The 12,663-nt window shown below is 58.4% G+C and carries 13 protein-coding genes; 3 read left to right on the forward strand and 10 right to left on the reverse strand.

Annotated features, from left to right (window positions below):
- Nucleotides 1-97 precede the first annotated feature (97 nt).
- The 5 genes from AM218_RS02380 to AM218_RS02400 all read right to left on the reverse strand — a co-directional run bounded on the left by AM218_RS02380 (nt 98) and on the right by AM218_RS02400 (nt 5,726).
- Nucleotides 98-820 (reverse strand): ABC transporter ATP-binding protein, encoded by a 723-nt coding sequence (locus tag AM218_RS02380; RefSeq protein ID WP_054411536.1) that lies wholly within the window; start codon nt 818-820, stop codon nt 98-100.
- Between the two features lie 11 nt (nt 821-831).
- Nucleotides 832-3,894: a tetratricopeptide repeat protein gene (locus tag AM218_RS02385; protein WP_157547480.1), complete on the reverse strand. Its 3,063-nt coding sequence runs from the start codon at nt 3,892-3,894 to the stop codon at nt 832-834.
- Complete coding sequence (gatC, locus tag AM218_RS02390; RefSeq protein WP_044514854.1) at nt 3,895-4,182, reverse strand: Asp-tRNA(Asn)/Glu-tRNA(Gln) amidotransferase subunit GatC; 288 nt, start codon at nt 4,180-4,182, stop codon at nt 3,895-3,897.
- A gap of 28 nt (nt 4,183-4,210) precedes the next feature.
- The gene (locus AM218_RS02395) at nt 4,211-5,068 is read right to left on the reverse strand and encodes a lysophospholipid acyltransferase family protein (RefSeq protein ID WP_082318031.1); all 858 of its coding nucleotides are present in this window, start codon (nt 5,066-5,068) and stop codon (nt 4,211-4,213) included.
- Nucleotides 5,069-5,147: 79 nt separating this feature from the next.
- Nucleotides 5,148-5,726 carry an NUDIX domain-containing protein gene (locus AM218_RS02400; protein ID WP_054411542.1) on the reverse strand — a complete coding sequence of 193 codons (579 nt, stop codon included), beginning with the start codon at nt 5,724-5,726 and terminating at the stop codon, nt 5,148-5,150.
- 583 nt (nt 5,727-6,309) lie between these two features.
- Here AM218_RS02400 and rnhB point away from each other — a divergent pair.
- Nucleotides 6,310-6,885 carry a ribonuclease HII gene (rnhB, locus tag AM218_RS02410; protein WP_054415215.1) on the forward strand — a complete coding sequence of 192 codons (576 nt, stop codon included), beginning with the start codon at nt 6,310-6,312 and terminating at the stop codon, nt 6,883-6,885.
- A 101-nt stretch (nt 6,886-6,986) separates the two neighbouring features.
- Here rnhB and AM218_RS02415 read toward each other — a convergent pair whose 3' ends face one another.
- The 3 genes from AM218_RS02415 to AM218_RS02425 are packed head-to-tail and all read right to left on the reverse strand — an operon-like array spanning nt 6,987 to nt 9,435.
- Nucleotides 6,987-7,436 carry a response regulator gene (locus AM218_RS02415; protein ID WP_054415217.1) on the reverse strand — a complete coding sequence of 150 codons (450 nt, stop codon included), beginning with the start codon at nt 7,434-7,436 and terminating at the stop codon, nt 6,987-6,989.
- A gap of 56 nt (nt 7,437-7,492) precedes the next feature.
- Nucleotides 7,493-9,031 (reverse strand): sensor histidine kinase, encoded by a 1,539-nt coding sequence (locus tag AM218_RS02420; protein ID WP_054411547.1) that lies wholly within the window; start codon nt 9,029-9,031, stop codon nt 7,493-7,495.
- Between the two features lie 38 nt (nt 9,032-9,069).
- Complete coding sequence (locus tag AM218_RS02425) at nt 9,070-9,435, reverse strand: CZB domain-containing protein (RefSeq protein WP_157547481.1); 366 nt, start codon at nt 9,433-9,435, stop codon at nt 9,070-9,072.
- Between the two features lie 264 nt (nt 9,436-9,699).
- Between AM218_RS02425 and gcvT the strand changes: the two genes are divergently transcribed.
- Both gcvT and AM218_RS02435 read left to right on the forward strand, forming a co-directional pair.
- The gene (gene gcvT, locus AM218_RS02430) at nt 9,700-10,806 is read left to right on the forward strand and encodes a glycine cleavage system aminomethyltransferase GcvT (protein WP_054411552.1); all 1,107 of its coding nucleotides are present in this window, start codon (nt 9,700-9,702) and stop codon (nt 10,804-10,806) included.
- Between the two features lie 159 nt (nt 10,807-10,965).
- Nucleotides 10,966-11,688: a 2-phosphosulfolactate phosphatase gene (locus AM218_RS02435; RefSeq protein WP_054415218.1), complete on the forward strand. Its 723-nt coding sequence runs from the start codon at nt 10,966-10,968 to the stop codon at nt 11,686-11,688.
- On the opposite strand, the gene AM218_RS02440 is transcribed toward AM218_RS02435, so the two are convergent.
- Both AM218_RS02440 and dtd read right to left on the reverse strand, forming a co-directional pair.
- Nucleotides 11,685-12,011 carry a nucleotide pyrophosphohydrolase gene (locus AM218_RS02440; RefSeq protein ID WP_054411554.1) on the reverse strand — a complete coding sequence of 109 codons (327 nt, stop codon included), beginning with the start codon at nt 12,009-12,011 and terminating at the stop codon, nt 11,685-11,687. The two genes, AM218_RS02435 and AM218_RS02440, sit on opposite strands and share 4 nt — an antisense overlap.
- A gap of 183 nt (nt 12,012-12,194) precedes the next feature.
- Entirely contained in the window at nt 12,195-12,650 is a 456-nt protein-coding gene (gene dtd, locus AM218_RS02445) for a D-aminoacyl-tRNA deacylase (RefSeq protein WP_054411556.1), read from the reverse strand.
- Between the last annotated feature and the right edge of the window lie 13 nt (nt 12,651-12,663).

Genomic DNA, 12,663 nt, shown 5'->3' on the forward strand with positions numbered 1-12,663 from the left:
CAGAGGGAAAAGGTAGGTGCCTAATAACAGGCCACTATTCTTCTGGTTGCAGCAATGAAAGAAGAAAGGTGCTACCGCCAGTAAATCAACCAGCTAACTATTGCGTGGACAGATGATGATGGGAGGTAACGTTGAGGTTAGGCAGGTCGCTCTCCACCAAGCCGTCGCGCAGGCGCACCACCCGGTGCGCGTAGTGCGCAATATCTTCCTCGTGCGTTACCATAATAATGGTATTGCCCTTCACGTATAGCGCCTCAAACAGCTCCATAATTTCGTAGCTGGTCTTGCTGTCGAGGTTACCGGTGGGTTCGTCGGCCAGAATAATGCTGGGGTCATTTACCAGGGCCCGGGCAATGGCCACGCGCTGGCGCTGGCCCCCGGAAAGCTCGTTGGGACGGTGCTTGGCCCGGCTTTCCAGCCCTACGCTGCGCAACGTATCCATAGCCTTCTCCTGCCGCTCTGATTTGCTATAGCCCGCATAAATCAGCGGTAGCGCAACATTATCGAGCGCAGTAGCGCGGGGCAGCAGATTGAAGGTTTGAAAGACAAACCCGATTTCCTTGTTGCGTACCTCCGCCAGCTGGTTGTCGCTCATGTGGCTCACGTCTTTCCCATTGAGGATATACTGGCCGCTGGTAGGCGTATCCAGGCAGCCAATGATATTCATGAGGGTAGACTTACCTGAGCCCGAGGGGCCCATGAAGGCCACGTACTCGCCTCGCTGAATGGTAATGGTGATGGAGCGAAGGGCATGAATACGCTCGGTGCCCATCTGGTACACCTTCGATATGTCGTGCGTTTCGATAACTGGAGTCAACATACGCAAAGGGGCTAGCGCCAGGGGGCAGGGGCAGGTGTAGGGGCACCCCGCCGATGGTTATACTGTGTATGAAAGGTAATATATTCTGCGGGTGAAAGCAATGCCTTGAGCTTGGCCAGCGGCTCGGTGGTATAGTCCGGCAGGCCGGAATCTAACGCGGCCAAAATATAGGCCTTTAACACCGGTACGGACTCCGGATTATACTCCAGCCCCCGCAACAGCATATTGTAAGCCTGTTGGGGTTGGTGCTGCTCCTGAAAGTGCCGGGCGGCCGCCAGCGTGGCTTCTTCCAGGTAAGGCGCCTGCTGCATAAGCTGTTGGTACAAACGGCTGGCCTGCGCCGGTGAGGAGGCCGTAGCCGCCCGGAAATACAACCGGTAAGCCTGCTCCGGCACCGCAAAGTATGCCTGGGATAACAGCTGCCGGAGCACATCTGTTTGGCCGGTAAGCAAAGCATAGCGCCCGCGCAGCACGTTCCAGCGGGAGGCGCTGGCAGTGCGCATGCCAATGGCAGGTGCATAAGCCTTCAGCAGGGCAGCCACCTCAGTAGGCTGGCGGGCCCGCAAAGCAGCCTGGGCCTGAGCCAATGCGCCGGCAGGCTGGAGCGCGGCAGTATTAATGGACTGGAAAAGCAGGCCGCGCTGCGCCGGGGTAAGCCCTGCCCCAAGCAGCGCCAGATACATCACCTTCGCAGAATCCGGGGTAGAAGCTGCTACAACGTCCGCGTAAGAAGCCCGTAGCAAGGGAAGGAGCTGCAGGGCTTGCGCTGCGGCAGGCTTATCGGCGGTAGCCACGGCTACTGCAGCCGCTTGGCGGGCAGAATCGGGCTTGCCGGCCAGTGCCAGGGCGTATGCCTGGACCAGCGCGGCATCCTGCTGACCCAGCTGCTGCGCCTGTGATAAATAGCTGGCCGCGGTGGCCACTGCTCCCTGCTCCAGCAGCCATAAACCCAACAGGTGCTGGTAGTAGGCGGCGCTGGGGCTCTGGGCGGTGGTAAGCGGCAGCAGCGTGTTTTGGGCGGCCACTAAATGGCCTCCGTAGTACTGCGTCAGGGCCCGGAGGAAAATCAGCTGCTCCACATAGGCATCGTTGCCGGCGTATTTCAGCAGATTAGCGAAAGCCGGCAGCAGCGTAGTATCGCGGCGGGTGGCGCGCAGCAGTCCTTCGTGGTACAGGCGGGTGAAAGCAGGTAAGGCTAATACTGTATCGTTGGGCGCGCCCTGCAGGGTGGCCGTTTGCGGATTACGTAGGGCTGCCAGGAGCAGCGCGTTGCTTTGCCAGGTATCGGAAGTAGGGGCCGCAGACTGGCGGGTGAGGGAATCGGCAGCGGGCCATTGCTGCTGCTTGATGAGGAAGGCCAACTGGTTGCTCTTTATCACGGCATTGTGGGCGTCCAGTTTGGCTGCGCGCTGCTGGTAAAAAGTAACCGAATCGGTGAGGGAGGAGCGGGTGTACAGTTGGGCCAGGTCGTTGGCGAGGCGGGCGCTGCCGGGGGTGCTGTGCAGGGCTTCCTGCAGAATACGCTGGCGGTCAAAGAAATCCTTGGGCTGATCGAACAGCGCCGACAGCCGCAGGGAAATCTTCTCCGAGGCAGCCCGGACAAGGGCCCGGCGTAAGGCATTTATCTCATTCTGGCGCTGCCCACGAACATGATACAACGCGGCGCGGCCCAGGCTGGCTTTATGATTGAAACGGTCCAGCGCGTCGCTCTCGGCGTAGTAGCGCTCGGCCAGCAGCGCCAGCGCATCGGCCGTAGGCTGAAGCTCGCTCTGGTAGCGGGTGAGGTCGCCCAGGTTATTGTAGTAGCCGGCTTGGGCCTGGTAATACAAAAACATGTTATTCCGAATCAGCACCCCGGCTAAGGCGCCTAGTCCAATAATAAAGGCAGCGTACAATGGAAAGCGGCGGGGCTCAAAAACTACCCGGTATACCCGCAACCGCTGCCGGATTAGCGGCGCAAAATTCAGCAGCACATACAGCAGAAATACCGCGCCCAGCAGCAGGAAAACCAGCACCGTAAAGTTGCGGGCTGCGGTAAGCAACGGGTCGTTGGCGGTGCCAAAGGCATAGCCCAGCGAAGCCAGGGCAAAAGCCACCAGCGTGCCGTACAGGTGCGCCGCTCCGGGCCAGAAGGCTACCGTACCGCCATAGCTGGCCGCGCGCTGACGTAGGCCAAAGGCTCCAATAACGATGGCCGTTAGCAGAAAGATAAACGGCTCCACATGCATGCCGGGCAGGACTTCAACTGCTCCATCAGAAAAGAAGTAGAGCGCCAGCAAGCCTAGATACAATGCACTCGTCAGCACGAAAGGCAGCAAGCCAAAGCGGCTGCCCGGGTTTTCTGCCTGCGTGTTCAGCCAAAGCAAGCCTCGAATGTTTTCGATGCTGACCCACAGCACCAGCAGCACCAAAGCCGCCGTGCCCGCCTGCGTGCCATAGCTGGCCAGATGCAGAGCCGTTTGCTCGGCGGGAGCGGGGCTGCCGAGAAAGAGTAGGAGCCCGAGTCCACCAATCAGCAGCCCAAACAGCAGCAGCCGGCGGCCCAGCGAAACCCCGGGCCAGAAAGAGTGCAGCGCATACGCGGTGCCGCCTAACAAAGCCAGGCTCAGCATCAGAAAATATTGCTCCTGACTGTTGAAAACGCCCAGTAAATCGGCGTTGAGCGACATCAGCAGGAAGATGACCAAGGCCATGCCGGCAATAAAGGCCGGGCGGGCCAGCGTGCTTACCACGGCCACCCAATAGGTAAGGCATAGGCCCAGAATCACTACCCAACCCAGCGCCAGCCAGGGGCGAATAACGGGGCCCGTGCTATTAAACGTTTCGGTAAGCAGGTAGCCATTGGCGCGCACCGGCAGCGTATGCAGGCCCACCGGAACCTGCGCTATGGTGGTGGGTACGTCCGTAAGCTGCGCTACGGTAGCCAGAGGAATGGTGGCATCGGCGCCGGTGGCGTATTGCCAGAGTGCCGCCACTGCCACCGCTGCTACCAGCAGGAGCAAAGGCCACAGCGTGGCGCGCTGCCACCAGGCAACGGGCTTCACCAACGAAGGAATTACAGGAGTAGACGCCAATTACTCGAGTACTTTCGGTACGCGGAAGTAATCAGAATCTTTCCGGGGCGCATTGCGCAAACCCTCCGCGTGGGATACGCTGTTTACTGCCTCATCCGGCCGTAGCACGTTTATCTCGTGCGACAAATGAATGAGAGGCTCTACGGAAGTAGTGTCGAGTTGGCGGAGCTGGTCTACCCAATCCAGGATTTTGTTCAGGTCGCCCAGCATCTGCTGCTCTTTGTCGGGAGTAAGCTCCAGGCGGGAGAGGTGGGCTATTTGGCGGAGGGTAGCAAGGTCGGTACTCACAACAGAATGGCGTTAGGGAGAGGCAAAATTACGATTTGTGCAGACTTAACTCCGCATCGGACCCTACAGGCTCCGGCAGCGGGGCCGGAACGGCGGCCGCAGGCTTAGGCGCGCGCAGGGAAGAAGGCTCCGGAATACCGGCGGCCTCGGGTAGAAAACCGCTGGCAATAGCCTGATAAGCCTGTTGCGCCAGAGCCGGAGCATCGGCGGCAGTAAGGCCGGTAGTATGAATAGGCGTGTGCAAGGTAATGCGCAAGGGTGAGTAGCGCACCCGCAGCTTTCCGTCCAGATCGGGCAGGAAGCGGTGGTTCAGCGGCATCGAAACCGGCACAATGGGCACCCCAGCCGCAATGGCCAGTTGAAAGGCGCCGTTTTTGAAAGGCAGCATTTCCTCGCCGGGTTTTTTGGAGATAGTGCCTTCGGGAAAAATAACCACGGAGCGCCCCGCCTCCAGGCTTTTGCGGGCCTGAATAATGGAGCGGGCCCGGCTGACGGCACTTTCCCGGTTTACGGTGATGTACACCCGCCCAAACAGCGGCCCCCACAAGGGTACTTTGGCCAGGCCGCTTTTGCCCATAATATTCAGGAAGCCCGGAATGGCTTTGAACAGCACCGGGATATCAATGTAAGAGCTATGGTTGGCCACGTACACGCAGGGCTGCGAAGCGGGCAACGGGTTTTCGCGCACTACTTCCACCGGCATGCCCCACATCCGCAGGGAGAAGATAGACCAGCCCCGGTTGAAGCTATGCAGGTGCCGGTACCAGGCCGGGCGCTTTCCCAGCACCCACATGACCGGATACGTGACCACAAACGGAAGTACAAACCAGAAAGTACTCCAGGTAGTGTAGATCCGATGAGCGAGAAAACGCAATAGATGACGCATACGCTGAGAAAACGAAGGGCTTACATAAAAATACCGACGGAAGCTAAACCGCAACCGGCCTGGAAATAGTTGCCGGCGACTACGCCCGGCTTCGTAAAAATCGTTCGGCTTTTAGCAGGCCGGCCACACTGATAGCATCGGTAATCCGGTCGTTCATCACCATTTCTACAGCTTCGGCCAGGGGGAGCTTCCACAGGTGCAGTACTTCGGTTTCTTCGGGAGCCACGGCGCCGGGCGTGAGGTCTTCGGCCAGGTACACGAAGCCTTCCTCATCCGTAACGGAGTTGGAAGTGTGCAGCCGGGCAATGCACGTCCAGCGGGCGGCCGTGAAGCCGGTTTCCTCCTGCAGCTCCCGCTGGGCCGAGAGGAGAATATCTTCTTCTACCGGGCCGCCGCCCATCGGAATTTCCCAACTGTACTCATTCAGGGGGTAGCGAAACTGGCCTACCAGCCAGGTGTTGCCCTCGGCATCAACCGGTACTATGCCCAGGGCTTTGTTTTTCATGGATACTACACCATAAATGCTGGGGCTGCCGCCGGGGTTAATCACCTGGTCTTCGCGCACCCGAATCCAGGGGTTCTGGTATACAACTTCGGAAGACAGTACTTGCCAGGGGTTGTGCGTTTCGTCGGGAGCAGGAGAGGAGGAGGGATGCATAGTACGTATAGGAAGTGCCAACCCTGCAAAGGTACGGCAGGATTGGGGCACGCACTACCCTTGCCCGAAGGCATAACATAATTATGGCCGAAGAACAGGCGGTTTTCTGCCTCAGAGCCTTGACAGGCGGTTTTTTAGGCCGATTTGTGCCTTCTGACCCAGCCCGTAAAGCTCAGCAGTAGGCTAACCTCCCGGCGGGCGTTGCCGTACCAAGATAACGGCTGGCCGTCCACATTCCGGCCGCTTTTTCTGCACCTATGGCCAATCATTCTAAAAAGCCGGCAGCACCTGAACCAGGCGACCCACTCTTCAACCTTAAGCATGCGCAGGTAGAAGCTGCGCTGTCGGAACAAAACGGGGGCTGGGCCCCACCACCAACGAATACATTACCACCGATGAAGACGAGGCCCTCGATGAAGGCCCCCGTGACAAGCAAGGCAACCGCCGGGGCGAGCCCGGCACCGATGAAATCGGGAGCACTGCCGGCCGACATTAATCGGCATTCCTTTTCAACTTAAAATCAGAAAGCCTCCCCGGGTTCCAACAGCCTAGGGAGGCTTTTTCATGGCTACCTTTGCCGGCCATGCTACTAGTAACTCATACGGGTCACCCCCTCGAAGCCGGGCTGGACGAAGCCGGCCGGGGTTGCCTGGCCGGGCCGGTGTTTGCCGCCGCCGTTATTCTGCCGCCTGATTTTAGCTGCGCCTACCTCAACGACTCCAAGCAGATGACGGCCCGGCGCCGGGAGCACGCCCGCACCGAAATATGCCAGCACGCCGTGGCCTGGGCCGTGGCCGAAGCCTCCCCGGAAGAAATTGCGAGCATCAATATTGCGCAGGCCAGCTACCTGGCTATGCACCGCGCCGTAGACTTGCTAGGCATCACGCCTGCGCATTTGCTGGTAGATGGCAACCGATTCCGCCCCTACTTTGGCATTGAGCACAGCCTGCACATTGGCGGCGATGCTACCTTTCAGAGCATTGCCGCGGCTTCGGTGCTGGCCAAAACCTTCCGCGACGAGCGGATGCAGCAGCTGGCGGAGCAGTATCCGCAGTATGGCTGGGAGCAGAACGCAGGCTACCCAACCCCCAAACACCGGGCGGCTATCCGGGAATATGGCCCCACGGAGCACCACCGCATGGGTTTCCGGCTGCTGTGAGTTTCCGGAGTTAGTCAATAAAAAAGCCTCTCCTGTTCAGGAAAGGCTTTTTTATTGGCTTTAGTCAGACTATAAATAACTGCTGTATGGGCAACTGGCAACTACCGTTTCTCCTTTAGCTGCAGCAGGTCCAGGAACAGGCTGAAGCCATCTACGGTGGAGCCGCCTTCGCCAAACTTATCAAAGCTGAGGGGCTTGATGATGTAGCCGCTCACGGCCAGCTCCCGGGCTTTGAGGCGGTCGGTTTCCAGGTCGGAGGTAGTCATGATAAACACATTCAGGCCCACAAACTCAGGGTCGGAGCGCAGAATTTCCAGCAGCTCCAGGCCATTCAGCTTGGGCATGTTAATGTCGAGCATGACCACGCTGGGCTTGTTAATCTTTTCCTGCCCGTTTTCGCCCCGCAGCTGGTTTAGGGCTTCGCGGCCATTGCGGGCTATGTGCAATGGTACGTCAACGGCATGTTTGCGCAGCTCCCGCTGCACATTCATGATATCCATTTGGTCGTCTTCAACTAGCAGAATACTGGGCTCAGTGGCAAATGTTGACATAGCGAAAGAAGGCGCAAAAGAGCGGGGTGGGAACATTGATTTCGACGACTATACGGCTAGCGGGAAAGAATGGCTGAAGCCAGGCCGGCGGCTGGTTCCGGTGCCAGGGCGTGCGGCTTGGGCCAGGTAAACGTAAAGGCCGCTCCCTGACCTTCTTCCGACTCTATCCGGATGGTGCCGCCCTGGCGCTCTACCAGCTTTTTTACAATGGCCAGGCCCACGCCGGTGCTCTCCAGCGTGTCGCGCTCCGTCAGGGTCTGGAAGATGACGAAAATGCGCTCATGGTAGGCCGCCGCAATACCCGGTCCGTTGTCTTTTACCGTGAACGTATAAAAGCGGCGGTCTTCGCTGAAGCGTATGCTGACGGTGCCTTGCTCCGGCTGGTGGTGGTACTTAAACGCGTTGCTGAGCAAGTTGGCAAACACTTGCTGCAGCTCCACCCGGGAAGTGGTAATAGTGGGCAGATAAGCCGGCAGCTTCAGCTGAAATCCTTCCGGTGCGCTGAGCATGTCCATGGTTTCGGTCAGCAGCTCGCGCACGTTCACGCGCTCCTCGGCCTGGGGGGTGCGGCCCACGCGGGCCAACTCCAGAATGCCGCTGATGAGGTTTTCCATGCGGTGCACCCGGGTGCGCATCAGCAGCAGAAACTCCTGAATGTGCGCGGGCAGTGCCTGACCCATATCTTCTTCTATCCAGCGGGTGGCGCTTTCAATGCCCCGCAGCGGCGCTTTCAGGTCGTGCGATACCACGTAGGCAAACTGATCGAGCTCCAGGTTGCGGCCTTCCAGCTGGGTAACGGTGGTGTTGATGGTGTTGGACATGACGTTGAGCGAGGAAGCCAACTCGCTCATCTCATCATGCTCCGTGTCCATGATGCGGGTGGTATAGTCGCCGCCGGCAATGCGCGTGGCCAGGGACACCATGGAGGAAATGCGCCGCGCAATGAGGCGGGTGATGTAGGTGGCCCAGAGCAGGCCCAGAATAAAGGCCAGCAGGGTAATAATGATGGAGAGCAGGCGCGTCTGGTTCACGCTTTCGGCCAGCTTTTCGCGCAGCTCAAGGCGGGCTTCGTCCTCGTTCAGCTCAAAGCCGCGGAACAGGGTGCGGATTTCATCGGTGATTTTCTTGCCCGAAAGATTCTCCATCAGCCCCCGGTGCTCTACTTGAGTGAGGCCGGTTTGGTCAGGCGTTTTGCGCAGGATGGCCCGCTTCTCGCTGATCAGCAGGTGCGAGTAGTCTGACCATTGGTGGTAGAGGCGCTCGGCGCGCTGAATGCGGGCGTACTGCGGGCCGGCGGGGTCCAGCAGCTCCTTCATGTGCGAAAACCGGTCAATCAGCTTCCGCTCGCTCTGGTAGTATGGGGTGAGGATGGTTTCATTGCCCACCAGCATAAATCCGTAGAACCCGGATTCCATATCCACAATATTGCGCACCAGGGAGGTGGCATCGGAGGTAATGCGCTGGGACTGTTCTACGCGCTCCAGGTTGCGCAGCACCTTGCGGGAAAGCTGATAGTTAACAGCCACTACGGCCGCAAACAAGATCAGAATGGCCAGAAAACCAGCAAAGAGCTTGGTGGCGAGGTTTAATTTCATGCAAGGGCGAACAACAGGCTCCCGGAGCCCGGCCTGAATTAGGCGCCGTTACGCAACTTTTGCTGCATGGTTTGGAGCAGCAGCACGATTTTCTCCGAAACCACTTCAATTTCAGCAAAACCGGCCAAGGCCTCCTCGGGGTGGCCGGCCAGCTTTAAATCCATTAAGCGGTTGGCTACCTGATGCACCAGCCGATGCTGGCGGTCCAGCTCCTGTGTTTCGCGCAGCTGCCCGTACACCGGTAAACCATGATTTCGGATCCACTGGCCCAGCAGGCATACTTCCGGGTCCCGGATAGGGGCCTCATTCGTGTTGGAACCATGCAGGAAAGAGCGCAGCTTCGATTTGAAAAGCAGATGCTTTATGGTAGCCGTCTCAAAATCCTGTTTCAGTTCGTTGCTCATAAGGGGTTGGGTAAGCTGGGCTTCTTGGTAGCCGGAAAGGATTAATAGCGCGGAAAAAGCGGCCAAAACAGGGTAGCCCGGCTGCTAAGAACACGCATTAGGCAGGTGGTGTTGCAAGGCGGCAGCCGGGCCACAAAGATAATGCCTTCCCTGAAAAGCAGCCGGGCCCGCTACTTTTGGCTAATTTCACCCCGGCTTTTGCCGGGTCGCCGGCAACCCCCGTATCCTCCCCCGATTCCACACCCACCTTCTTCTTTTCCCCGAATGGCCGAAGAACTGAAAACCGTTGCCCTCAATGACGTGCACCAGCAGTTGGGCGCGAAAATGGTGCCCTTTGCCGGGTACAATATGCCCGTGCGCTACTCCTCCGACCTCGACGAGCACCACACCGTCCGCCGGGCCGTGGGCATTTTCGATGTGTCGCACATGGGCGAGTTCCGGGTGCACGGCCCCCAGGCGCTGGACCTCATTCAGCGCGTGACCAGCAACGATGCCAGCAAGCTCACGCCCGGCAAGGCCCAGTACTCCTGCCTGCCCAACAACGAAGGCGGTATTGTAGACGACCTGCTGGTGTATAAGCTGGCCGAGGAAGACTACCTGCTGGTGGTTAATGCATCCAACATCAGCAAAGACTGGAACTGGATTCAGCAGCACAACACTAAAGGCGCCGAGATGGAAAACCTCTCGGACGAGCTGAGTCTGTTTGCCGTGCAGGGCCCCAAAGCCATTGCCGCCCTGCAGTCCCTCACTGATACCGACCTCAGCAGCATTCCCTACTATTCCTTCGTGCAGGGCACGTTTGCCGGTGCTCCTAACGTCATCATCTCGGCCACGGGCTATACCGGCGCGGGAGGTTTTGAGCTGTATATTCCCAATGCGTACGCCAAGCAGGTGTGGGACAAAATCCTGGAAGCGGGTCAGCCCTACGGCCTGAAGCCCATTGGGCTGGGTGCGCGCGATACGCTGCGTCTGGAAATGGGCTACTGCCTCTACGGCAACGACATCGACGACCAGACGTCTCCCCTGGAAGGCGGCCTGGGCTGGATTACCAAATTCACGAAAGACTTCACCAACTCCGCCGCCCTCAAGCAGCAGAAGGAGCAGGGCGTGTCGCGCAAGCTGGTAGGCTTCCTGATGGACGGCCCCGGCATTCCGCGCAGCCACTACGAGCTGGTGAATGAAGCCGGTGAGAAAGTAGGCGAAGTAACCTCCGGCACCCAGTCGCCTTCGCTCAGCAAAGGCATTGGCCTGGGCTACGTGAAGACCGAGCTGAGCGCCCCCGGCAGTAAAATCTTCGTTCAGATTCGTGGCAAAAACCAGCCTGCTACGGTGGTTAAACTGCCCTTCGTGCTTGGCACGGAAGAGGCATAATAAAAATTGAAATAATTAGTTGACCGTCATGCCGAGCGAAGCCGAGGCATCTCGCGTGCTGATGTTGGGGTGGTAATTATTGCCATTGAAACGAAGCGAGCGAGATGCTTCGGCAAGCTCAGCATGACGGTCTTTTTTGGAGTTGCTGAAATGAGCATCATGCCGACCCTTGATATTTGCTTTTCGCCGGAGTTGCTGCCTTTGTATGATTTGAAAGGCCGGGTGGCGGTGGTAGTAGATATCCTGCGCGCCACATCCAGCATTGTTACGGCGCTGGCCAATGGCGTAACGCACCTGGTGCCGCTAAGTGAGCTGCCGGAATGCCAGGCCATGGCTGCACAAGGCTACATCACCGCTGCTGAGCGGGACGGCCGGCAGGCAGAAGGCGTAGATCTGGGCAACTCACCCTTTGGCTACCTGGATGGGATAGTACCCGTGCAGGGCCGCTGCGTAGCCATCACCACCACCAACGGTACCCGCGCCCTGCAGCTTTCAAGTGCCGCCGATGCCGTGGTAGTAGGGGCTTTCCTGAATCTGGGTGCCGTGGCCGAGTTCCTGCGCCAGCAGCAGAAAGACGTGGTAGTTGTATGCGCCGGCTGGAAAGGTAAGTTCTGCCTGGAGGATACCATTTTCGGGGGTGCCCTGGCCGAGAGGCTCGCTGATTCCTTTGATATCACTAGCTCCGATGCCACCCTAGCCGCGCTAGACCTCTGGCAGGCTGCCCAGCCCGATGTGGCTGGCTACCTGCTCAAATCAGCCCACGTGCGCCGCCTCAATAGTCTGGAGTCGCACAAGGATATGGAGTTCTGCGTGCGTCAGGATGAGTACGCGGTGGTGCCGCTCTTCCGCAACGGGCAAATTGAAGTGGAGAAGCTCGCTTAGCGCAGCTTTTCGTTTTGCTGATGGCGGGTGGCGTCGCGCTGGGTTTTCTTTTCCAGGTTGCGCTGCAGAGCTTCGGTCAGGTTTACGCCGGTCTGGTTGGCCAGGCAGATTACCACGAAAAGCACGTCGGCCAGTTCATCGGCCAGCACCTTGTCTTTATCGGATTCTTTGAATGATTGCTCGCCATACTGCCTGGCAATGATGCGGGCCACTTCGCCCACCTCCTCCGTGAGCATAGCCATATTGGTCAGCTCATTGAAATACCGCACGCCAGTGGTTTGAATCCAGGTGTCCACGGTCTTTTGTGCTTCTTCGATGGTCATGTTGTGGGGAGTAAGGGAGGGGAAAGATGCAAACAAACCTATCTGTCATCCTGAGCAAAGCAAAGGACCTTCTCACGTTAGCACGACTGGCATAACAACGACTTGTTTTAACGTGAGAAGGTCCTTCGCTTTGCTCAGGATGACAGTTGGGTTGATGACAGAAGTTTTTGATAAAGAAAGGCTTTACTGATTGGTCGCCGGCGAATCCAGCACAATAGTTACCGGGCCATCATTTAGCAGGCTTACCTGCATATCAGCCCCAAACTCACCAGTAGGCACAGGCTGCCCTAGGAGCTGTTCCAGCAGGCGCACAAACTGCTCGTAGAGCGGAATGGCAATGGGGGGTGGGGCGGCGCCAATGTAGCTGGGTCGGTTGCCTTTACGGGCATCGGCCAACAGGGTAAACTGACTGACCACCAGCACCTGCCCTTGGATGTCCTGCACGCTGCGGTTCAGCTTGCCTTCCTGGTCGGAGAAAATGCGCAGCTGCACCAGCTTGCGGGCCATCCAGTCCAGAGAGCGGGTATCGTCGTCGGGGGCGAAGCCGGCCAGTACCAGCAAACCCGGCCCGATTTCGCCGGTCACGCGGCCTTCTACCGTCACGCTGGCCTGCCGCACCCGTTGAATAACTGCACGCATAAGAAAGAGGGAA

Source organism: Hymenobacter sp. DG25A, from assembly GCF_001280305.1.
In the GTDB taxonomy this organism is placed as follows: Bacteria; Bacteroidota; Bacteroidia; order Cytophagales; family Hymenobacteraceae; genus Hymenobacter.